The organism is Streptomyces sp. WM6372, from assembly GCF_001279655.1.
Lineage (GTDB): Bacteria > Actinomycetota > Actinomycetes > Streptomycetales > Streptomycetaceae > Streptomyces.
The window spans coordinates 20,998-42,289 of record NZ_LGDB01000194.1 but is presented as its reverse complement, the minus strand read 5'-3'; the positions used below and the strand labels follow the sequence as shown (position 1 = coordinate 42,289).

Genomic DNA, 21,292 nt, shown 5'->3' with positions numbered 1-21,292 from the left:
TTGGAGAGCCCATGGACTCACGCCCCGCCGAGGCCTCACGGACCACCGGTGCCCTCTCCCCGCTGCGCCTGCGCGGCTTCCGTCACCTCGCCATGGGCCAGTTGGTCTCCAGCCTCGGCAACGCCATGTACAAGGTGGCCCAGTCGTGGCTGCTCGCCGCCTCGGCGGGCGGTAACGGCTCCCTGGTCGGGCTGCTCGCCGCGTTCCAGCTCGGGCCCCTGCTGCTGTTCGGCGGCCGCGGTGGCCGGATCGCCGACCAGTACCGGCGGCGCCGACTGCTGATCGCCACCCAGAGCACGCACGCCGCACTGTCCGCGATGTTCGCCGTGGTCGTCTTCCTCGGCCCGGTGCAGGTGTGGGAGATCTACCTGCTCACCTTCGCGGCGGGCCTGGTGACCGTGGTCGACAATCCCGCGCGGCAGCGCTTCCTGACCGACCTGGTGGGCGAGACCCGGCTGTCGCGTGCGCTCGGCCTGTACACCGCACTGCTCAACACCGGTCAGATCCTGGGTCCGCTGGTGGCCGGAATCATCGTCGGCTGGGCGCACGTCGGCTGGATCTTCGTGTTGGACGCGGCGACCTTCACCGGTATGACCGCGGTGTTGCTCACCCTGCCCGACCCGGCCACGGACGACACCGCCACGGCGGCCGGCGCGGGCAGGGGCGGCGGGCTCCGGGACGCCCTGGCCGAAGCGGGACGCGTGCCCCGGCTGGCGGCCGTCGTCCTCGCGTCGGGCGTGGTCGGTTCGATCGGCGTGCAGTTCACGCTGACCAACACCCTGATGGCGACGCGCGCCTTCGGGCTCACGGCGACCGGGTTCGCTTCCCTGGCCATGGCGGTGACGGTCGGCTGCCTGCTGGGCGCCCTGGTGGCGGGCCGCGCCGAGAGGCCGTCCCCGGTCACCGTCCTCGCGGCGGCCGCCGCCACCGGGCTGACCGGCGCCGCGTGCGGCCTCGCACCGAACTATCCGGTCTTCGTGGTGCTCCTGGTGCCCGCCGGATTCGCCTCGATGCTGTTCACGACCTGCTCCGCAGTGCTGTTGCAACTGAGCGCGGCCCCTGGACTGCGGGGCCGTGTGATCGCGTTGCAGACCACGGTGTTCTACGGCAGCGGACTGGCCGGGGCACTCCTGCTCGGGGTGTGCGCCGACCGGTTCGGACCACGGGCGGTACTGGTGGGAGCCGGGGTGGCGACGATGGCCGCCTGCGCGGCCATCGCAGCGCGCTACCGCACCCGGCTGGGCCCGGAGTAACGGCAGCCGGACCAGGCCGGAGTGCGGCAGGTCACCGGTGAGCGCCTCGACGACGGTGATGCGCCTCCGCCTGGCCCCGGCCATGGCCGAAGAGCTCGGCGATGGCCGACAGGTGTGCGGGGGCCGTTCCGCTGTTCTTCCTGCCCAGGGCCGTGGTTCCTGACGGCATCGGTGCAACATCCCCAGCGACAGGGCCCGGAGCTTCTGGAACGACGCCCTGGATGCCTTTCGAGCACGGGGGCGGTGAGTGCGTCGCCGGGGCCGGGGCGAACGACGAGCGCAGGGCCTCCGCGGGGATCCGCGAGGTGCAGAAGGGCATCGGCCGGCCAGCCTCCGCCGTGTCCCTGATCAGGAGCGACCTGGAGGGCCGCTGACACCGGTGCGTTCACCGCGGAGGCTGCGGGATGCCTTGATCGTTTCAGAAGTTCGTGAAGTGGAGGGGCGGCTGAGCGGATCGCTGCGCGTTCGGCTTCGCCTCTTTCGCGGCCGACGGCGGCGGAGCGGGGGTGTTGCCTCTCAGCTGGTCGGGGCGGGGGTGCTGGTCACGTGGATGTCCACGTTGATGACGGCGTCGGCGATGGCCTGCCGTACCGCGGCGACCACGGTGTCGGTGTCGACACCGTGTTGCTGGCCGAGTTGGGCGGCGAGTGCGGTCACTGCTGCCTGTGTCGCGGCGATTTGTCGTGCGACGGCGTCGGTCTGGTTGTTGTGGACCTTGTCCATCCAGGCCATGACCGCGCCCATGTCGACGGGGCGGCCGGTGGCGGCGTTGGTTTCGGTGTGACGCCAGACGGCGGTCGCGACGGCGTCGAGATCGGCCTGGGACAGGGGCATGTCGTCCTCCGGGGATCCGAGGGCCCAGGTGCGAAGATCCTCGCGGCTGGGCAGGGGGCAGTAGTCCTTGTCGACGGGGTTGTCGTCGTACTGGTGGAACATCCATCCGGCCTTGATCCCGGGGTCGCCCGCGCGGCGGCCCGCGGTGGCGATCCACAGAAAGTCGCCGCAGTAGCTGGTCGTGTCGACGTTCTTCCAGTAGTCGGCGTTGCAGTACATGCCGACCCGGTGACCCGGCATTCGACCCTTCACATAGCGGAGCCAGTCCTCCTTGTAGGCCCGCTGGCGGGATGGGGAGACACCGGCGTTGGCGTTGTCGTAGCCCTCCCAGTCGAGGACCAGGATGTCGCCGGGCTGCCAGGCCGCCTGGTCGAGGAAGAAGTCGGCTTCGCGCTCCGGGTCGTTTGCCATGTGGGGGTAGTGGTAGGCGCCCCAGACCAGGCCGTGGCGTTTGGCGTGGTCGCGCTGGCGGACCCACCTCGGATTCGTGTAGCCGAGGCCCTCCGTGATCTTCGTGAAGACGAAGTCGAGTCCGGCGAGGCTCGGTTCGTCGCTCTGGTAGGACGCCCAGTCCTGTCCGTAGATGCCCATCAGGCGTTGCCCTTCTTGCCGCAGATGGCTCGCCGGCCCTGGCCCGGCAGCCGGTGCTTCAGCGCAGGCCGGGTGGTCAGGTCGGGAGGGTGACGCCGCCGCCTCGGGCGAGGGGCCAGGACCGGTCGGCGGCGGTGAGGTATGCGGAACGATCGGTGCCACAAGAGGCTCCCCAGCGGCTCGTCGGCCGATACGTGCCTGAGCCGAAAAATCGATTCCGCTTGATCAACCGGCGCTCGGTGGCCGCCGACGTCCCCGGGCCGGCCCGCCACGGGCCGCCCGGCGCCGGCCGGTTTGACGACCCGGCCCAGGTTCCCTCCCGTTCGCATCGAGGGGAGCTCCGGGGCGGCGGCCAGAGGAAGCCGGACATGTGGGGAACGCCCGGAGCGCCCCTGCAATGCCATGGCCACGCCAATTCATCATGGCATTCTGACCGGCGCCCCTCAGGCTGCGCCCGACAGGCGTCGCCGTGTATGCCCTGGAGGCACGGGCCCATGTCCGCATCGCGAAGAAGTGCTTCACCACCAGGAAGAACCGCGTTGAACGGTCTCCTCGTCCTGGCAGCGACACTCGCCACGACGTGGCTGCCCGCTGGCGCCCAGGCGCGTGCCGACAGCCCCGCAGCAGCGGAACGGACCCGCCTCGGCTCGTGGATGGGGGACCTGGCCCCGCGCCTCGCCCGTACTCCGCTCAACCGGATCGCGATGCCCGGCAGCCACGACGCCGGGTCCTGGAGCATCACCGCGCGGTCGGGGCAGTGCCGTACCGGCTACATCTCCGACCTGGCCAGAACCTTCCACATGTCGCCGTTCTCGGCCCGCCTTGACGTACGGGGTGGCGACGTCCAAGGCGGCGACGGTCACGGCGTGCGCGACGTCCACCGCGACTCGATCGTTGGCGACCTCCTGGACCGCCGCCCGTGACCCGCACGCAACGGCCACGGGCTGGGAAAGCCGAAGCCGAGATCCTGACCGATGTCAGTACAGGCGCATCCTGCCGACCGCTAGATTGCCGTCCCGTACCAGGCTGAAAATTTCCGCCAAGGATCGCACAGTAATCGAAAGGTGCTCCGGCATGAATCCACGATATCAAACGGCGCCGGATCGTGTTGCAGCCCTGACTGAAATCTGGCGGGAGGTGCTCGGAATACCCGAACTCAACGAGAATTCGGACGTATTCGAGAATGGTGGCTCTTCGCTGCACGTCCTGCAGATCACCGGCAAGATTTACGATGTCCTCGGTGCGGACGTGAAGCTGCGTCACGTGTTTTCGCACGCCTCCCCGCGCAGCCTTTCGGACTTCCTGGAGAACGAGTCGAAACAGGAGGATTCCGGTGCGGACGGCATCAGCGCCTAGGACATGCCGCTCCTGCGTGCCCGGAGGTAGAAAATGACGGCAGCGCAGGTCAAGGGCGCCATGGGTCCGACTTCGTTCGCCGAGATGGCCCGACTGTCCGGAGAGTTCGCGGACTGGCACAATCTGCTCTACAAGGCGACGTGGCTCACCGGGGAATTGAACCTCGATGCGGTTCGTCATGCCTGGCGACGCCTCTGTCTGCGCCATGACGTCATGCGCCGCAGTTTCGTGTCGGCGGACGAGGCGTTCACGTCCGAGGGCATGGTGAGCGAGGTGGAATTCCATACGGCAGATTCGGACGCCGAGGGGATCGAACTGATGGGCCGGATCCTCGGCACTCCGTTCAGCCTGGACAGCCCGGGATTTTCGCGCATCGCCGTCGTGCAGCGCAGTGAGCGCCGGCACCTTCTCGGTATCGCGGTGGACCACATCATCAGCGATCAGATTTCCTGGGCCCGCATCCGCGGTGATTTCGCCGAATTCTATAATCGTGCGTTGGTCGGCGACACCGACGATGTCGCCCAGGAGAACACCTACCAGAATTTCGCGGCGCAGCAGCGCAGCCGGTTTGCTGGTGCCTGGGGTGAGGAGCGCCGGGCGTTCTGGCACTCCTACGCCGAGGAGTTCGGGACGTATCCTCCGCGCTTCCAGGTGGGTGCCGAGCACAGGGGCGAGCCGAAGCTGAGGGTCGTCACCCGCGACCTGCCGGCGGATGCCAAGGCGCGGGTGCACGCGTTCTCACTGGAGGCCCGGGCGACTCCGTTCGCGGTGACTTCCGCGAGCGTGCTCGCGGGCATGCGGGAGGTCACCGGCGATCCGCTGGTGGGGATCTCGACCAACCAGCACGGTCGCATGCTGCCCGGTACCTCACAGACCGTCGGGCTGTTCGTCCAGACCGTCCCGCTGCACCTCGGCTTGGAGGTCCGGAGCCCGCTCGAAACGGTCCGCGAGGTGTTCCTCCGCACCCATGACGTCTTCGAGTGCAGCCTTCCGCTCCGGGTGGCGGGGCGGTACTGGAACGAGGACCTGATGGTGCCGGACCAAGAGCCCGGGCTGTACATGGCCCTGAACGAGGACCTGCCGTCCTCGGCCGATCTGCCGCCGCTCACCGGAACCGAGGCCGAGTATGCAGACCTGGACATCAAGGGCGGAAAGCGCTGGCCGGAGACCGTCGTCGTCGAGTGGAACCTCTACGAGACGGGTCCGCGGCTCTCCGCGTACTACAACGAGAACTACTTCCCCGGCGCGGCTGTGGAACAACTTCTCGAGGCAGCCGAGAGGTTCGCGCTGCCGGACGGCAACGGGACGATGGGACGGCGACCCGCTTCCCGGCACCCAGGAGCCGCGGCCGCTTCTTTCGGCGCATCACGGTGATGGCGCCGACGCCCGGGCCGGACGGTCCGGCCCGCGTCGACCGGCGCTGCGAGAACCGCTCGCAGCGCTCGTGCCGGTCAAGGAAGGTTGGTGAGTGGCATGTTCGACGATGAAGAGCGCGAGTTCTGCGTGGTGCGGAACAGCGAGTTGCAGTACTCGATCTGGCCTGCAGGGCGGGATCTCCCCGCAGGCTGGTCCGAGGTCGGTACGAGGGGCCGGAAGGCCGAGTGCCTCGCCTACCTCGACCGGTCCTGGACGGACTTGAGGCCCGCAAGCCTGCGCCGGAGCCTGTCCGGCCACGGGGAGATCGGCCGCCCGACGTCTGACGTCTGAGGATCGACGGCTTCGGCCGTGGTGGTGCGCCGAGCCGGGCGCACCACCGACACCCACCACCTGTTCGGCCTACCTCCCAGGCGCGACCGAACGTATGTCCACATGTCCACTGATCTGCGCGGTGTGCAGAGCGACTTGGAGATCGCGCACTGATGACTGCATTCACCGGGGCCTTCTGGCGGAGCGGCGACACGGGGTTCGCCGAGGCCGCGACCTCACGCATCTTCAACCACCGGCTGCCGTCACGGCGGCCGGCGGCGGTGCTGCGCGCCGCGAACCCCGCCGACGTGGTGGCCGGAGTCAGGATGGCGGCGGCGGAGGGCTGGAAGGTCGCGGTCCGCTCCGGCGGGCACAGCTGGGCCGCCTGGTCGCTGCGCGAGGACACCCTGCTCATCGACCTGGCCCTGTTCACCGGGATGTCCTACGACTCGCTGAGCGGAATCGTCGCGGTCGGCCCGGCGGTGCGCGGCGGCCTGGACTTGGACCCGTACCTCGCCGAACACGACCGGTTCTTCGCCATCGGGCACGCCCCCACCGTGGGCATGGGCGGCTTCCTGCTGCAGGGCGGACTCGGTTGGAACTGCCGCGGCTGGGGCTGGGCCGCGGAGTCCATCGAGTCCATGGAGGTGGTCACCGCCTCCGGAGAGCTGGTGCCGTGCTCCGAGACGGAGAACGCCGATCTGTTCTGGGCGATGCGCGGATCGGGCCCTGGCTTCTTCGGCGTGGTCACCGAGTTCCGACTGCGTACCCGCCCCCGATTCCGGGAGCTGACCCGGTCCACTTCCATCTACCCCGCCGAGCTCGCCCCCGAGGTGCTGACGTGGTACCACGCGGCGCGCCACGACGTGCCGACGTCCGTGGAGCTGGCCGCCGTCGGCTGCACTCCCCCCGGCTTCGACGTTCCGGTGCTGATCATCGACGCGGTGTCGTTCGACGGCGGACCGTCCTCGCTGGCCCCGCTCGGCACCTGCCCGGTCGCCGACGAGGCCCTGGTGTCCAAGGCTGCCCAGCCGGTGAAGATCGGCGACCTGTACGCCGAGCAGTTGCGGTCCAATCCGGACCGCCACCGCTACTTCGTGGACAACGCGTTCCTCGCCGGTACCGCCGCGGATCTCGTACCGGCGCTGCTGCCCGCACTGACGGATCTACCCACCTCCAAGACGTTCACCGTGTTGGGAGACTTCACACCGCTGATGTCCCGTCACCGGAACCGGCCGGACATGGCCCTGTCGGTACAGACCGACCTGTACTTCGCCGCTTACGTGATCGGCGAGACTCCGGACGAGGACGCCCACTGCCGCACGTGGCTGGATGCCACCATGGAGCGAGTCGCACCGTACTCGGCCGGCTGCTACCTCGGTGACAGCGACCTGGACGTCCGGCCCGACACGATCATGTCCGACGCGGCCTGGTCGAAGTTCCAGCGGATCCGCGCCGCCCGCGACCCCGACGGCCGCTTCCCCGGCTACCTCGGCACCCCCGTGCAGTAGCTGCCCGGTCCTCCCGGGCCGCGCACCAGCGCAGCGCCGTCCCCCGATCGGGGGCGGCGCTCCCGTCGTGGTGGCCGCTGCACACGGTCGGGCCACCAGGACGCTTCCACGGAGGCGGCCGATGGCTGAGCTGACGGACACTCGGCCAAGGGCCACAGGTAACGACATTCGTTCGTTGGTTCAAACGCCCGGAGGGCGACCGCACCAGTGTGCGGCCGCCCTCCGAAACAGGACCAGCCTGCCTGCCGCCCGGTCAGAGCAGTTTCGCGAGTTCCTCGACCGTCGGGTTCCGGACCAGCACCTGCGCCCGGAGATCGACCCCGAGGCCAGCCCGGATCTTGGCCCTCAGCCGGGTCGCCAGCAGCGAGTCCCCGCCCAGCGTGAAGAAACCCTCGTCGATGCTGACCCGCGGCAGGCCGAGCACCTCGGCGAACAGGTCGCACAGCCATTCCTCGCGGGAGGTCCGGGGGCCGCGGCCGGACCCGCCGCCGTAGTCCGGCGCCGGCAGCGCCGTGCGGTCCAGCTTCCCGTTGGCCGTCAGCGGAAGCTCGGACAGTGCGACGAACGCCGACGGCACCATGTAGCCGGGCAGGGTCGTGCCCGCCTGCTCGGCGAGCACCACCGGGTCGACGGTCCGTCCTGCGCTCGGCACGACGTACGCCACCAGGCGCTCGTCGCCCGGCTGGTCCTCCCTGACGATCACCGCGACTTTCCGGACCGACTCCTGCCGGGCCAGGACGGTCTCGACCTCGCCGAGCTCGATGCGATAGCCACGCACCTTGACCTGGTCGTCGGTTCGGCCGACGAACATCAGGACGCCGTCCCTGGTCCAGCGGGCCAGGTCGGCCGTGCGGTACATCCGTGCCCCGGTGCCGTGGAACGGGTCCGGCAGGAACCGTGCAGCGGTCAAGCCGGGGTTGCCCAGGTAACCGCGGGCCAGGCCGGCGCCGCCAAGGTACAGCTCGCCGGTGGTGTTCGGCGGGACCGGGTTCAGGTGCTCGTCCAGCACGTAGACGCGCCGGTTGTCCATCGGCCGCCCGATGGGGACGTCACCGGTCAGCTCGTTTGCCCGCTCCACCCGGTGGTGGGTGACGGCCAGGGTGGCCTCGGTGGGTCCGTACTGGGGGCGCACGACGAGACCGGGACAGGCCTCCAGCACCTTCCGCACCGCGACCGGCGAGATCACCTCACCGCCCAGGTGCACGTCGAGCATCCCGCTGAACGCATCCTCCGAATCGTCGGCGATCATGCGGAACAGCCCGCCGGAGAGCAGCGCGCTGGTCACGCCGTGGCGCTCGACAAGCCCTTTGACCACCCGCGCGTCCAGGTCTCCGGGCGGTGCGACCACCAGCTGCCCGTTCCGGAGCAGCGCCGGCCAGATCTCACCCGTCGACGGGTCGAAGGCCAGCGGTGACTGCACCAGCATGCGTGACAGCGAGCTGTCGTTCCAGCTGGTGTCGAGTGCCAGGCACACCACGCTCCGGTGGGAGACGAGGATGCCCTTGGGAACGCCGGTCGAGCCCGAGGTGTACATCACGTACGCGGCCTGTTCGGGCAGCGGCTTGCGGTCGAGGTTCGCCGTGTCCGAGCCGTGCGGGCCGGCCTCCGGCACCACGATCGCCGTCGCGGCGCTCAGCGCCGCCTCATGCCGGGCGTGCGCCGCGTCGGTCAGCAGGATCCGGGCATCCGCGTCCCCCATGGTGCGGAGCATGCGTTCGGCCGGGTGGGCCAGGTGCAGCGGCAGGTAGCAGCCGCCGGCCTTGAGCGTCGCCAGGACGGCCACGATGAGCTGCGGAGACCGGTTCATCAAGATGGCTACCGGCTCCTCCAGCCGGATGCCGTCCCCGACCAGCCGCCGGGCGAGCGCGTTCGCCCGGGCGTTCAGCTCGGCGAAGGTCAGCGACACCTCGCCGCCCTCTACCGCCGCCGCGTCGGGCGTCGCCCGCACCCGCGCCTCGAACAGCTCCACCAGCGTGTGCTCATCGGCCGCCCGCTGTGCGCCGTTCCAGGTTTCCAGCAGCGTCTGGCGTTCCCGACCGGACAGCAGCTCCACCCGGGACAGCGGCGTGCCCGCTTCGGCCGAGAATGCAGTCAACAGCCGGACCAGCCGCTCGGCCAGTGACTCGGCCGTCGCACGGTCGAAGAGATCGGTGTCGTAGGCGAGTTCTCCGACGATGCCGGCCGGCTCCCGACCGTCATGGCACTCGGTGAGAGCGACGGCGAGGTCGAACCCAGAGGTGCCCGTCGCGCCGGTCTGCTCGTTCACGCGCACGCAGACCTGGACCAGCGGGCTCCGCCCGGCGTACGGGGCCAGGTCCACGACTTCCGCCAGCCGTTCGACGGACACGTCGTCGAGCGCGCGAGCCGCACGGTCGACCTCCTGCACCTGCTCCAGCAGCTCGCGCAGGCTCGGGTCGCGCGAGGTGTCGATGCGCAGGACACGGTGGTGCGCGAGGAATTGCGCCGGACCGCCCAGCGGGACACCGGGCCGGGTCGCCACCGGAGCGGCGAGCGGAACGTCGCCACCGGCCCCCAGACGGGTCAGCAGGGCAGCCACGGCGGCGTGGACCACCGCCGACAGCGTCGCCCCGGCTTCCCCGGCTGCCGCGAGAATGGCCCGGTGTGTCTCGGGAGCGAGGCCGAAGCGGTGCACGTCCATGACGGACGAGCCGCGCACCGGTCTCGGGCGATCCGTGGGCAGCACCAGTTCATTCGGTAGCGAGGCCAGAGAGCGCCGGCCGTAGTCGGTGAGCAGTGCGGCGTCGTCTGTGATCGACATGCCGTCCTCCATCCAGCTGGTAGTGGTGTCCGGCCCCGGGAGGAATGGGCCGAGAGGCATCGCATGGCCCCTGGGCCGGCATGGAACGAGGCCGTCCCGAGCATGCGTGCGTGCATGCCGGGTCCGGTCCTGTGACGTATGGGTTCTGCTGCCGCCTGTGCGCCTGCTGTGCCCGGAATCTCCGGGCACAGCAGCGGCGGTCCGGTGTCAGTACGGGTTCTCGCTCTCGCTGATGAACCTGACGTGCCGTTCATTGCACTCGTCGAACGCGGGTGCCACGGTCAGCACCATCTCCATCGTCCCGAAGTAGTGGATCCGGGTGTTCGGCGGGACCGTGACCAGGTCGGTGGCGCTCACTGCGACGGACTCCCCGTTCAGACGGAACGTGCCCCGGCCGCTGACGATGTAGTAGATGTAGGCGCTCTCGATGTTGTAGAACTCCTGGAAGTGCCCGCGCTCGACCTTTACGTGGACGACCGTCGCGGACGGGGCGTTCTGGCCGTAGACGGTGAGGTCGATGCCGTGCTTGCTGAAGCGTTCCGCTTCGGCGGCCGTGCGTTTGTACGCGGCCATCGTCCGATGCTTCTTGTCCCGGTGGCCGGCCGGCTCGTCGTCAGCGCTCAACGCCGACCTCGGCTGGGCGCCGCTCGGCCGACGCGGCTTCCAGCAGGATCGGCGAGGAGAACTCGAAGAGCAGGCTGGTCGGCGGCCGCCAGCCCGAGAGGGACTCGTAGCGCGACAGCAGCATGGGGACGAGCAGCGAGTAGCCGCCGGCCTGGAAGAAGTCGGTGTCCTGGTCGATGTCGTCGTGCTCGAGGATGTCGCGGAAAGCCTGCAACCACGGCGATTCGGCGCGCTGTTCGCAGTTGTCCGCCGAAGTGGGTCGGATTTCGTCGCCTGCGCCCCCGGTGACCGGCGCGGCCCCGTCGGTCACCCGGTCGCCCTCGACGTGCCGGATGCGCACCGGCGGCGCGACCGTGTCCAGGGCCAGGGTGCCGATCGGGTCGAGCGGGTGCGTGGCGTATGCGAGCAGCAGGGCTTCGAAACCCGAGGCGAGCCGCTCGGCGTCCTCGGGGCCGAAGCGCTGCGTGGAGTAGTCCCAGTTGAGTTCGTAACCGCAGTCGCCGTCGCCCCCGTGGAGCACGTTGGCGGGCGTGACGAAGACGCTGAGGTCGAAGCGGGCGCTATTGGTGCTCAGCGCGACCTGCATGTCGACCGAGAGTCCCGGGACGTCCACGTCGGGGAACGGCTGGTCGTGCATGCCGAACGTGACGTTGAACAAGGGGTTGTCCAGGCCCTTGCCGCCGAGCCCGAGCGCCTTCACCAGGTCCTGCACGGGGGCCGCCTCGTGGTCGACGGCGTCGAAGAGCGAGACCATGGCGTCCAGGCCGACCTCGCCGGCCGGGGTGCTCGGGTCGATCGCCAGCCGGACCGGCACGGTGTTGACCATCATGCCCACGGTGCTCGCGAACTCGGCCGGGCGGTTGGCCAACGGGATGCCGATGACCAGGTCGTCCTGGCCGGAGTGGCGGCGGCAGAGCTCGCCGTAGACCGCCAGCATTGCGGCGAAGACGGTGTGGCCGCTCTGCTGGGCTGCGGCGCGTACGCCGGCCATCAGCTCGGCGGACAGCGACTGGCGGTACTGGCCGCCCCGGTAGTCGAACAGGCCCGAGCGCTGGGTGCCCAGGGTGGGAAAGTCGACATTGAAGGTGGCGCCGTCGAGGTTTTCGATCCACCACTCGATGGCGGAGCCGATCATTTCGAGGTACTCGTCGGAGGTGGTGTACGCGACGTAGTCCTGGTAAGTGGGCGCGTCCTTGGCGACGAACGGCCGGCCGGCCGCTTCCGCCGCGTACTGCTCGATCACGTCGCCGAGGAACGCCACCGTCGACCGGCCGTCGTGCACCAAGTGGTGCTCGGTCATGAAGAGCTGCCAGTGGTCGTCCGCCAGACGGACCAGCGTCCAGCGGACCAGCGGGGCCGCGTGCAGGTCGAATTCGGTGTGCATCTGCCGCTGGAGCAGCTCGGTCCTGCGCTCCTCGATGTCCTCTGCGCCGCGCAGGTCGTACTCAGGAATGTCGAAGTCGACTTCCACGACTTCCTGGTAGGCGATCGGAGTGTTCACATCGCAGAGCCGGAGCCGGAATGCATCGTTCCGATCGACTGCGCCGGTGACGCACTTGCGGAGCAGCGCAGGGTCGATTTCACCATGGAATCCGACCACTGCGGTGCTGTAGTAGGCGCGGCTTTCAGGAAGCATCTGATGCTGCAGCCAAATGATTTGCTGGGGGGCGCTGAGCGGGAACACCGGGTCTCCTTGTCGATGCGACTGGAGTCGAGTATGCGGTCACCCCGGCGCTCTGCCGGTACTGATACCTGCCAGTACGCCGACCTGGCCTCAGGGGGCGGTCGATCCAGCTTTCACCCTGCTGAGCTGTGGTTATACCGGCTGCTGGGCGGCAGCGGCAGGTGCCCTGACCGATGTCAGTACGGGGCAAGCCGGCATCTCACTAGCATCCGTCCCATGAGAGGCCGTTGCCGTCGGGCCGAGTACCACTTGAATTTTGATGACCGTTGATCCGGATTTTCGAGGCGAGGGCATCTGGGCCTATGGCCCCATGATTCCGGTCATCTCGGTGACCGTACCGTGAATCGACCAGCCCGTTTCGGCGGTTCATGACTTCGCGGCACGGAACCTGCTGCACAGGTGCACCCATGGCGACCCGTGGGTGCCCTGTGCAGAACCCGTCCCGTCGGCAGCGCGGTAGTTTCTGAACTGTCGGCGAATCGTCATTCCGGATCCCGCGGCGGTGCTTCAACGCACATTTCCTCGTTTAGTCATGTTCGCTCAAAAATCCAGGCCGCCACTACGTTCGGCCAGAAAGGCTGGCACTGTGACGGAGCACGTCGAGGCAGTCAGCGGTCAGCAGCCACGCGGAGTCGGCCCGATGCGGTCGCTTCCCGACCGCCGCGCCCACGAGCTTTTTGAGGAGTGCGCACGCAACACGCCTTCGGCTGTCGCCGCCGTGCACCGGGACATCCGCTGGACCTACGCGGAGCTCGATGCCGCCGCGGACCGGGTCGCGGGGGCGTTGCTGGCGGTCGGGCTCGATCCGGAGGGTGTCGTCGCGGTCATCAGCCAGCGCTCGCTGGACTGGCTGGCCGCGATTCTCGGCATCTTCAAGGCGGGCGGGGTCTACCTTCCGGTCGACCCGGCGTATCCCGACGAGCGCATCGCCGACCTGCTGAGCCGCAGCGGTTGCCGACTGGCGCTGGTTGAGGAGCAGGCGTCTGCGGCCCCGATCGAGGCTGCTGCCGTCCGCGCGCTGCCGCTGGCGCCGGAGGCCGCCGCCCACGCACGGCCGGGCCGGGTTTCGGCCGGGGCGCTCGCCTACATCTACTTCACCTCCGGGTCGACGGGCGCTCCTAAGGGAGCGGCCTGCGAGCACGCCGGCATGCTCAACCACTTGCTGGCGAAGGCGGACACCTTCGGCCTGGAGCCGGGCACGGTAGTCGCCCAGACCGCGTCCCAGTGCTTCGACATCTCGCTGTGGCAGGCGGTCGCGCCGCTGATCGTCGGCGGCAGCACCGTGATCATCGACCCGGAGGTGATGCTGGACGTCCCCGCGCTGCTGCGGCTGCTGGCCGCCGAGAGCGTAGGCGTCCTGCAACTCGTCCCGAGCTACCTGGATGTGGTCGTCTCCCGGCTGGAGCGCGGGGACTGCGCGCCGGACTCGCTGCAGATGCTCGGCGTCACCGGCGAGGCGGTGAGCCAGCAGGTGCTCACCCGCTGGTTCGCGCAGTGCCCGGCGGTACCCGTGGTCAACGCCTATGGTGCCACCGAGGCGTCGGACGACACCACGCACGAGGTCATCCGCAGCATGGCGGACGGCGAGCAGGTCGCCGTCGGTGTGCCCATCGCGAACGTCCTGGTCGACGTGATCGGCGCGGACGGGCTGCCGGTGACGGACGAGGCGATCGGCGAGATCACCTTCTCCGGCGTCTGTGTCGGCCGCGGCTACATCAACGATCCGGAGCACACGGCGGAGGCGTTCGGCCACGACCCGGTCCGGCCCGGGCTGCGCCGCTACCGCACCGGGGACTACGGGCACTGGCTGGCGGACGGACGGCTCAGGTTCGTCGGCCGCCGGGACGAACAGGTGAAGATCAGCGGTGTCCGGGTCGAGGTCGGCGAGGTCGAGTCCCAGCTGCTGCGGGTGCCAGGGGTCCGGTCGGCATGCGTGATCGTGATGCCCGACGGCGCGAGCAAGCGACTGGCGGGCTTCTACACCGCAGCGGCGGCGATCCCGGCCGCCCGTGAGCAGCTGGCGGAACTGCTGCCACTGCAACTGGTGCCGCGCACGCTGCGCTGGCTGCCCGAGCTCCCCCTCACCGACAACGGCAAGGTCGACAAGCGAGCGCTGGCGGACCTTGAGACCAGCAGCGCCAACGGCAACACCCTGATGCCGCCGCATACCGCCACCGAGCGGAGGATCGCCACCGCCTGGGCGGAGGTGCTGGGCCTGCCGCTCGACGAGATCGGGCGCGATGACGACTTCTTCCTTTGCGGGGGCGGTTCGCTGGCGGGCGTCCGGCTCGTCGTGCAGCTCGGCGGGCTGATCTCGCTGGTCGACCTGATGGCGAACCCGGTCCTGGCACACCTGGCCGCGGCCGCAGACAGCACCGGCTCGGGCGGCACCTCGCTGCTGCAGCCGCTGTCGGTGCCGGAGAAGGCATCGGTGGCCCTGGTGTGCGTGCCGTACGAGGCGGGCAACGCGCTCAACTTCGAGGCGATGGCGCGGGCACTGTCCTCCTCGGACGTGGCGGTGTACGCGGTGGAGCTGCCCGGCCACGACGTCGCCCGGCCGGACGACGAACTGGTCGGCCTCGACCGGCTGGCCGACAGGCTGTGCCACGAGATCCTCGACCGGATCGAACAGCCGGTGGCGCTGTGGGGACACGGCGCGGGCGTGGCGCTCGCGCTGGAGACCGGCCGGTCGCTCCAGGCCGCGGGCGCGCCGCCACAGCACCTGTTCCTGGCGGCGGCCGCCCAGCAGCAGACCGCGGGCGGCGAGGCGGCCGGCCCGGCAGACGTCGGCGCCTGGCTGCGCGACGCCGGCGCGCTCACCGACGTCGACCAGTGGCGGTCGACCCGCGGCGAGCTGGTCGAGCGCGCCTACCTGCACGACCTAGGCGAGGCGGAACGCTACCTCGGCGCGGGCGCCCCGGCCCTCGACCTGCCCACGACCATCATCCCGATCCCACGGGCGCCGGGCGAGAGCGATGCCACGGCCCGCTACTCTGCCCTGCTTCCCACGGCGCAGTTCGCCGAGTTCGATGGCGCGGGCCGGTATTTCGTCCGCAGCCACCCCGCCGCGGCGGCGGATCTGGTCGCCGCGACCATCTCGGCCATGGAGATGGGCGGCACCCGTTGAGGCTGACCGGCCGTCTCGCGGCAGCGCCCGACGACTTCATCAGGCAGGAGTTCCTCGAACCGCAGTTCCGGCATGAAGTCGCCAACCTGCTGAGCTGGTACGTGCTGATAGAGAAGGCGCTGCTGCGCGAGTACCGTCGCCTGGGCGTCCTCACGGTCCGTCAGGTGGGTTGGCTTGCGGTGGCGCTCGACGGGCTGACCGCAGAGGAGCTCACCGCCGGCGCCGGCGCCGCACTGTCGGACATCGCACTGGCGATGGAGGCCGGGGTGGCCAAGGCGCTGCCGGAGCCGGTGCCGGCTTGGCACGTCGACCGGAGCCGCAACGACCTGCAGGCCTGTGCCCAACTGCTCTACGGACGCGAGCAGGTGACCGAGATCGCAGCCATGCTCCTGCAGTTGGCCGAAGCCGCGCACGAGCGGGCCGCCCAGGACGTCACCTCGCCGATGCCCGGGTACACGCACCTGCAGGCGGCGCAGATCGTCACCCCCGGCTTCTACCTCAGTGCCGTGGCGGAGCATGCGCTGGGTGTGGCGTCGAGGCTGCTCGGCACCTACGACCGGATCAACTATGCGCAGCTCGGCGCCGGACCCATGGCCGGGCAGGAACTGGCCTGGGACCGTGACTGGCTGGCGCAGGCGATCGGCTGCACCGGCCCGGTTCCGCATGCGCTGGCCGCGGTCGCGTCCCGGGACTGGCTGCTCGACATCGCTGCGGACATCGCCTCGGCAGGCGTGGGCTTCAGCCGCTTCCTGACCGACCTGATGGCGTGGTCGTCGAGCGCGTACGGGCTGGTCGAGCTGCCGGACGAACTGGCAGGCATTTCCGCGGCCATGCCACAGAAGAAGAACTATCCGCTGCTGGAGCGCCTCCGCGGCCGCACCGCCCACCTGACCGCGTTCTACGTCGACTTCGCCACCGGTCAGCGGAACACGCCGTACAGCAACATGGTGGAGGTGTCCAAGGAAGCGGGCCTGCACGCAAGTACGATGTTCGACACGGCCCGCTCGGTGCTGGCCGGCTTCACCCTGGTTGTCGACCGGCTGCAGTGGCGGACCGACCGGATGCGTGCGGTCTGCGAGGAGGACCACTTCGGCGGTTTCAGCCTGGCCAACGAGCTGACACTGCGGGCCGGAGTGCCGTGGCGGACCGCTCAGGTCATCGCCGGCCGGTACGTCACCGCCGTGCTCACCGAGGGCGCAGGCCGGGCCGGCCTCAGCGACCCGGCCGCGCTCGCCGCGGCCGCCCGCGAGGCGGGCTACCCGGTGGAGGACTCCGCCTCGTACCTGGCCAACTCCACGGACGTCGACGCGCAACTGCGCGCGAAGGTGTCCGCGGGCTCGGCCGGCCCCGCCTCCGTGCTGGTGCTGCTGGCCGAGCAGCGAAATCGCCTCGACGTGCTGACGGCCGAATGGAAGAACCGCAGGGCAACCGTGCGGAATGCGATCACCGCCACCGACGCCGCCCTGTCGCCCGCGGTGGGGAGCGCGGGATGACGGGCCGACAGCTGGTCCCGCAGCTGGTCGCGCGCCCGTCCCGGCACCACGGATCTCCCGCCCGGGCCGTCGCGGTGAGCTCCGCTTTCGGTACGTTCGGGGAGCTGCTGCAGGGTGCACTGCCGGACGACGGTCCGGACTTCCTGGTTACCCTGCCGATCGCCCGGTGGGCCACCGCCACGTTCGAGTACGACAGCGCCCGCGACGGCGTCGAGGTGTTCCCGGCCGCCAAGTCGAAGGCCCGCCGGGTCGCCGAGACCGTGCTCGCCCGGGCGGCCGGCGGCGGTGGAACGCTCACGCTGAGCGGCTCGCTCCCGGAGGGAAAGGGTCTGGCGAGTTCCTCCGCCGATCTGGTGGCGACGGCGCGGGCTGTGGGGAGTGCACTCGGCACCGACATGCCGCCGCCGCTCATCGAGGACCTGCTGCGGCAGATCGAGCCGACGGACGGAGTCATGTATCCGGGGGTGGTGGCGTTCGAGCACCGCAATGTGGCGCTGCTGGCCAGGCTGGGCGTTCTGCCGCCGATGACCATCGTGGGCATCGACGAAGGCGGCACCGTAGACACCGTCGCGTTCAACCGGATCCCAAAGAACTTCACGGCCGAGGAGCGGCACGAATACGCCCGGCTGCTGGACGAGGCGCGGACGGCACTGCGGGCCGGTGACGTCGCGGCGATCGGCCGGGTGGCGACCCGCAGCGCCCACCTCAATCAGCGACTGTGCCGCAAGCGGACGCTGAGTGCGATGACCGCCCTCAGCGCCGAGATCGGCGGGGTCGGCGTGGTGACCGCGCACAGCGGATCGACGATCGGCCTGATGATCCCGCACGACCTCCCGGGTTTCCGGAGCCGCCTGGCCGAGGCCATCAACCGGTGCGGTCATCTCGTACACCGCGAACGAGTGTACTGCTACCAGACGTTGGGCTTTGAGCCCACAGGAAGTGGAACAAGCAATGATCTTCAATGACCTCGTCGACGCCATCGGGCATACGCCCGCCGTGCGGCTACGGGCGGCGCCAGCAGGCGTGACGGCGGTGGCCAAGCTTGAACTGCAGAACCTGTTCGCGATGAAGGACCGGGTCGCCCGTCAGGTCATCACCGAGGCGCGCGAGAACGGGGTACTCGCCCCCGGCGCGCCCATCATCGAAAGCTCCTCGGGCACGATGGCGCTGGGACTGGCCCTGGTGGGCAGCTCACTCGGCCATCCGGTGCACATCGTCACGGATCCCCGCATCGACGCGATCACCCTCGCGAAGCTGAAGGCACTCGGCTGCTCGGTGCACGTGGTCGAGGCGATGACCGCGAACGGCTGGCAGAGTGCCCGGCTGGAGCGGCTGGCCGCCCTCCGCGAGGAGTATCCGGGGGCGTTCTGGCCGCGGCAGTACACGAACCCGCAGAACCCGCTCGCTTACGCCGCTCTGGCACAGGAGCTGGTAGCGGACCTGGGCACGATCGATGTGCTGGTCGGCGCCACAGGCAGCGGCGGCTCGCTGTGCGGCACCGCCCGCGCCCTGCGCCGGGCGCTGGAGGCCGCCGGGAAGTCCGATGCGCTGCGGGTAGTCGGCGTCGACGCCGTCGGCAGCGTCCTGTTCGGCCAGCCAGACCAACCGGGACGAAGGCAGAGCGGCATCGGCAACAGCCTGATCCCGGGCAACCTGGACTACGGGGAGATCGACGAGATCCACTGGTTGAACGATCGGGAGGCCTTCGTCGCCACCCGTGACCTCGCACGCGACGAGGGCATATTCGCCGGGAACTCCTCCGGGTCGGTCTACCGGGTGCTGAAGCACCTGGCCGCCACCGCCGCACCCGGCACCCGCATCGTCGGTATCTTCCCCGACCGGGGCGACCGTTACGCCGACTCGATCTACCACGACGACTACGGGCAACAGGCCGGTCTCGACGAACTCCCCGTCCGGGCCGAGCCGATCGAGGTGCCCTACGGCACTGAGGTCGACGGCTGGGCGCGGTCCCGGGTGCCGTCCTCGCCGCGGCGGCGCCTGCTGTTCGTCGAGTCGAACACCACGGGCACCGGCATGCTCGCGTTCTCCCGTGCCCGGGACCTCGGCCTGGCACCGGTCCTGCTCACCAACCTGCCAAGCCGCTACCCGGGCATCGGCGAGGCCGACTGCCAGGTCATCCGCTGCGACACCAACCATGCCGACGCGCTGGAAGCGGCCGTGCGCGCCCACATCGAACCCGACGAGGTGGGCGGCGTCACCACCACGAGCGAGTTCTACCTGGAGGCCGCCGCCTCCCTGGCAGCCTCGCTAGGTGTGCCCGCCAATCCGCCCGCCGCGGTGCGCGCCTGCCGCCGCAAGTCGGTGACCCGTCGGATGCTGGCGAACGCGGGACTGCCCCAGCCGGTCTCGGTACCCGTGGCACGGGCGGCCGAGGTGCCCGCTGCGGTCGCGGCGACCGGCCTGCCGTGCGTGGTCAAGCCGGCCTCCGACTCGGCGTCGAGCGGCGTGCTGCTGTGCACCTCCGTCGAGCAGGCACAGGATCACGCAGCGAAGCTGCTCGCGGTCACCCACAACGTGCGGGGGCAGGCCGTCCCGCCGGAGGTGCTGGTCGAGGAGCTCGCCCAGGGTCCAGAGTTCAGCGTGGAGGCGATCTTCGCCAACGGCGTGCTCCACGTGGTGGGCATCACCCGCAAGACGCTGTCCGCACCGCCCTCGTTCGTCGAGCTGCGACACACCTTCCCGGCCCTGCTGGACGAGGCGGCGGCCCGCGAGATCGAGCAAGCCGTCCGGACCGCCATAGAGACCATCGGGTTGCGCCACGGCGCGTGCCACACCGAGCTGCGCCTGACCGCCGCCGGGCCGACGATCATCGAGATCAATGCCCGGCTCGCGGGTGGCATGATCCCCGAGCTGATCAGGCAGGCCGGCGGCCCCGACCTGCTGACGCAGCAGCTGCGCGCGGCGGCCGGGATGACCATCGAGCTGCCGTGGGGACCGCTGAGCCCGACCGGGGTCGCCTTCGTCACGTGCCCCGCGGAGGGACAGCTGGCGAGCCTGGACGGCGTCGAGTCGGCCCGGCAGCTCCGCGGTGTCACCGAAGTCCAGATCTCGCGTCGGCCGGGCGACCCGGTTCGGCCGGCCACCGACGCCTACGACCGGATCGGTTACGTCATCGCCTCGGCCAGCTCGGTCGCGCAGCTCGACCAGTCGCTCGATGCCGCACTGAACTGCATCACCGTCCAGTTGGCGAACGAAGAAGCGAGGGCGAGCCTGACATGATCGAGATGAGAAGCGACACCTTCACGCTGCCCACCCCGCAGATGGTGTCGGCGATGACGCAGGCAGTGCTCGGGGACGACGTGTACGGCGAGGACCCGACGGTCAACCGCCTTGAGGAACTCGCCGCGGGAATGGTCGGCAAGGCCGCCGCGTGCCTGATGCCCAGCGGAACCATGGCGAACCTGGCCGCCTTGCTCGTACACGTGCCGCGGGGCGGAAAAGTGCTTGTCGGTAACGAGAGCGACATCTATCTCTACGAAGCCGGCGGGGCGAGCGTGTGCGGTGGGATCGTGTACGAGCCGATACCCACTCAGTCCGACGGTACTCTCGCGATGGACGACCTGGCAGCGGCTCTGCCCCCGGACCCGGACGACCCGCAGTTCGCGCTCCCGGGGCTCATCTGTGTGGAGAACACCCACAACCGGATGGGGGGCCAGGTGCTGAGTCAGGTGTATCTGGCTCAGCTCAGGGGCTTCGCCGCCGGGCACGGCATCCCCGTGCACATGGACGGCGCCAGGATCTTCAATGCCGCCGTCGCGACGGGCGTGCCCGCGAAGCACATCGCCGCCCACGCCGACTCGATCCAATTCTGCCTGTCCAAGGGCCTGTCGGCGCCCATCGGATCGATCCTGGCGGGTGACGCCGGCTTCATCGAAGGGGCGCGGCGGATCCGCAAGATGCTCGGCGGCGGCATGCGGCAGGCGGGCGTCTTCGCGGCAGCCGGGGTGGTTGCGCTGACGTCCATGATCGACCGGCTCGCCGAGGACCACGAGCTCGCGGCGCAGCTGGCGGCGGGCCTGGCGGATGTGGACGGCATCGAGGTCGACGCGAGCTCGGTCACCACGAACATCGTCCTGTTCCGTGTCACGGCCAAGGGGCTGGACGACAAGCGCTTCCTGCACGCCGCGAGACAGCGGGGCCTGGCGATGGCCGACTTCGGCCACGGTCGGATCCGGGCCGTCACCCATCGCGGTCTCAGCTCGCCGGACATCTCCGCCGCTGCGGCGATCGTGGCGGATGTGGTGCGCGAGGCGGACTGAAGCACGGGTGCCGACGAGCCCGCGCAGGCAGCGCCTGCGCTTGGGCCCGGCGTCAAATCGTCTTCCGGCCCGCG

Annotated in this window: 16 protein-coding genes; 12 read left to right on the top strand and 4 right to left on the bottom strand. The window is 70.0% G+C overall.

Annotated features, from left to right (window positions below):
• Positions 1-11 precede the first annotated feature (11 nt).
• Both ADK52_RS22650 and ADK52_RS42495 read left to right on the top strand, forming a co-directional pair.
• Positions 12-1,253 carry an MFS transporter gene (locus tag ADK52_RS22650; protein WP_053691676.1) on the top strand — a complete coding sequence of 414 codons (1,242 nt, stop codon included), beginning with the start codon at positions 12-14 and terminating at the stop codon, positions 1,251-1,253.
• Between the two features lie 221 nt (positions 1,254-1,474).
• Complete coding sequence (locus tag ADK52_RS42495) at positions 1,475-1,627, top strand: hypothetical protein (RefSeq protein WP_159046005.1); 153 nt, start codon at positions 1,475-1,477, stop codon at positions 1,625-1,627.
• A 142-nt stretch (positions 1,628-1,769) separates the two neighbouring features.
• On the opposite strand, the gene ADK52_RS22645 is transcribed toward ADK52_RS42495, so the two are convergent.
• Positions 1,770-2,678, bottom strand: a complete 909-nt coding sequence (locus ADK52_RS22645) for a glycoside hydrolase family 25 protein (RefSeq protein WP_053691675.1) — start codon at positions 2,676-2,678, stop codon at positions 1,770-1,772.
• A gap of 539 nt (positions 2,679-3,217) precedes the next feature.
• Between ADK52_RS22645 and ADK52_RS22640 the strand changes: the two genes are divergently transcribed.
• The 5 genes from ADK52_RS22640 to ADK52_RS22620 all read left to right on the top strand — a co-directional run bounded on the left by ADK52_RS22640 (position 3,218) and on the right by ADK52_RS22620 (position 7,231).
• Positions 3,218-3,601 (top strand): hypothetical protein, encoded by a 384-nt coding sequence (locus tag ADK52_RS22640; RefSeq protein WP_053691674.1) that lies wholly within the window; start codon positions 3,218-3,220, stop codon positions 3,599-3,601.
• A gap of 151 nt (positions 3,602-3,752) precedes the next feature.
• Positions 3,753-4,034 (top strand): phosphopantetheine-binding protein, encoded by a 282-nt coding sequence (locus ADK52_RS22635; protein WP_053691673.1) that lies wholly within the window; start codon positions 3,753-3,755, stop codon positions 4,032-4,034.
• 33 nt (positions 4,035-4,067) lie between these two features.
• Positions 4,068-5,408 carry a condensation domain-containing protein gene (locus ADK52_RS22630; RefSeq protein ID WP_063783912.1) on the top strand — a complete coding sequence of 447 codons (1,341 nt, stop codon included), beginning with the start codon at positions 4,068-4,070 and terminating at the stop codon, positions 5,406-5,408.
• A 99-nt stretch (positions 5,409-5,507) separates the two neighbouring features.
• Entirely contained in the window at positions 5,508-5,741 is a 234-nt protein-coding gene (locus ADK52_RS22625; protein WP_053691672.1) for an MbtH family protein, read from the top strand.
• 152 nt (positions 5,742-5,893) lie between these two features.
• Positions 5,894-7,231, top strand: a complete 1,338-nt coding sequence (locus ADK52_RS22620) for an FAD-binding oxidoreductase (protein ID WP_053691671.1) — start codon at positions 5,894-5,896, stop codon at positions 7,229-7,231.
• Positions 7,232-7,484: 253 nt separating this feature from the next.
• On the opposite strand, the gene ADK52_RS22615 is transcribed toward ADK52_RS22620, so the two are convergent.
• The 3 genes from ADK52_RS22615 to ADK52_RS22605 form a co-directional block, all read right to left on the bottom strand.
• On the bottom strand, positions 7,485-10,010 hold the full coding sequence (locus ADK52_RS22615) for a non-ribosomal peptide synthetase (RefSeq protein ID WP_053691709.1): 2,526 nt from the start codon (positions 10,008-10,010) through the stop codon (positions 7,485-7,487).
• A gap of 207 nt (positions 10,011-10,217) precedes the next feature.
• Positions 10,218-10,583 carry a cupin domain-containing protein gene (locus tag ADK52_RS22610; protein ID WP_053691708.1) on the bottom strand — a complete coding sequence of 122 codons (366 nt, stop codon included), beginning with the start codon at positions 10,581-10,583 and terminating at the stop codon, positions 10,218-10,220.
• 40 nt (positions 10,584-10,623) lie between these two features.
• On the bottom strand, positions 10,624-12,318 hold the full coding sequence (locus ADK52_RS22605) for a condensation domain-containing protein (RefSeq protein WP_053691670.1): 1,695 nt from the start codon (positions 12,316-12,318) through the stop codon (positions 10,624-10,626).
• 640 nt (positions 12,319-12,958) lie between these two features.
• Between ADK52_RS22605 and ADK52_RS22600 the strand changes: the two genes are divergently transcribed.
• The 5 genes from ADK52_RS22600 to ADK52_RS22580 are packed head-to-tail and all read left to right on the top strand — an operon-like array spanning position 12,959 to position 21,218.
• Entirely contained in the window at positions 12,959-15,445 is a 2,487-nt protein-coding gene (locus tag ADK52_RS22600; RefSeq protein WP_234344162.1) for an amino acid adenylation domain-containing protein, read from the top strand.
• Positions 15,442-16,938 (top strand): argininosuccinate lyase, encoded by a 1,497-nt coding sequence (locus ADK52_RS22595; RefSeq protein WP_053691668.1) that lies wholly within the window; start codon positions 15,442-15,444, stop codon positions 16,936-16,938. Before ADK52_RS22600 ends, ADK52_RS22595 begins: the two co-directional genes overlap by 4 nt.
• Positions 16,935-17,903, top strand: a complete 969-nt coding sequence (locus ADK52_RS22590) for a kinase (RefSeq protein WP_053691667.1) — start codon at positions 16,935-16,937, stop codon at positions 17,901-17,903. Before ADK52_RS22595 ends, ADK52_RS22590 begins: the two co-directional genes overlap by 4 nt.
• Positions 17,890-20,178, top strand: a complete 2,289-nt coding sequence (locus ADK52_RS22585) for a pyridoxal-phosphate dependent enzyme (RefSeq protein ID WP_053691666.1) — start codon at positions 17,890-17,892, stop codon at positions 20,176-20,178. Before ADK52_RS22590 ends, ADK52_RS22585 begins: the two co-directional genes overlap by 14 nt.
• Positions 20,175-21,218 carry a GntG family PLP-dependent aldolase gene (locus ADK52_RS22580; protein WP_053691665.1) on the top strand — a complete coding sequence of 348 codons (1,044 nt, stop codon included), beginning with the start codon at positions 20,175-20,177 and terminating at the stop codon, positions 21,216-21,218. The genes ADK52_RS22585 and ADK52_RS22580 overlap by 4 nt, the downstream gene beginning before the upstream one ends.
• Positions 21,219-21,292: the final 74 nt, after the last annotated feature.

Excerpts from the sequence above, each read along its gene's own strand:
- ADK52_RS22650 (WP_053691676.1), top strand. The coding sequence starts at position 12 with ATGGACTCACGCCCCGCCGAGGCCTCACGGACCACCGGTGCCCTCTCC.
- ADK52_RS42495 (WP_159046005.1), top strand. The coding sequence starts at position 1,475 with ATGCCTTTCGAGCACGGGGGCGGTGAGTGCGTCGCCGGGGCCGGGGCG.
- ADK52_RS22645 (WP_053691675.1), bottom strand. The coding sequence starts at position 2,678 with ATGGGCATCTACGGACAGGACTGGGCGTCCTACCAGAGCGACGAACCG.
- ADK52_RS22635 (WP_053691673.1), top strand. The coding sequence starts at position 3,753 with ATGAATCCACGATATCAAACGGCGCCGGATCGTGTTGCAGCCCTGACT.
- ADK52_RS22630 (WP_063783912.1), top strand. The coding sequence starts at position 4,068 with ATGACGGCAGCGCAGGTCAAGGGCGCCATGGGTCCGACTTCGTTCGCC.
- ADK52_RS22625 (WP_053691672.1), top strand. The coding sequence starts at position 5,508 with ATGTTCGACGATGAAGAGCGCGAGTTCTGCGTGGTGCGGAACAGCGAG.
- ADK52_RS22620 (WP_053691671.1), top strand. The coding sequence starts at position 5,894 with ATGACTGCATTCACCGGGGCCTTCTGGCGGAGCGGCGACACGGGGTTC.
- ADK52_RS22615 (WP_053691709.1), bottom strand. The coding sequence starts at position 10,010 with ATGTCGATCACAGACGACGCCGCACTGCTCACCGACTACGGCCGGCGC.
- ADK52_RS22610 (WP_053691708.1), bottom strand. The coding sequence starts at position 10,583 with ATGGCCGCGTACAAACGCACGGCCGCCGAAGCGGAACGCTTCAGCAAG.
- ADK52_RS22600 (WP_234344162.1), top strand. The coding sequence starts at position 12,959 with ATGCGGTCGCTTCCCGACCGCCGCGCCCACGAGCTTTTTGAGGAGTGC.
- ADK52_RS22590 (WP_053691667.1), top strand. The coding sequence starts at position 16,935 with ATGACGGGCCGACAGCTGGTCCCGCAGCTGGTCGCGCGCCCGTCCCGG.
- ADK52_RS22585 (WP_053691666.1), top strand. The coding sequence starts at position 17,890 with ATGATCTTCAATGACCTCGTCGACGCCATCGGGCATACGCCCGCCGTG.
- ADK52_RS22580 (WP_053691665.1), top strand. The coding sequence starts at position 20,175 with ATGATCGAGATGAGAAGCGACACCTTCACGCTGCCCACCCCGCAGATG.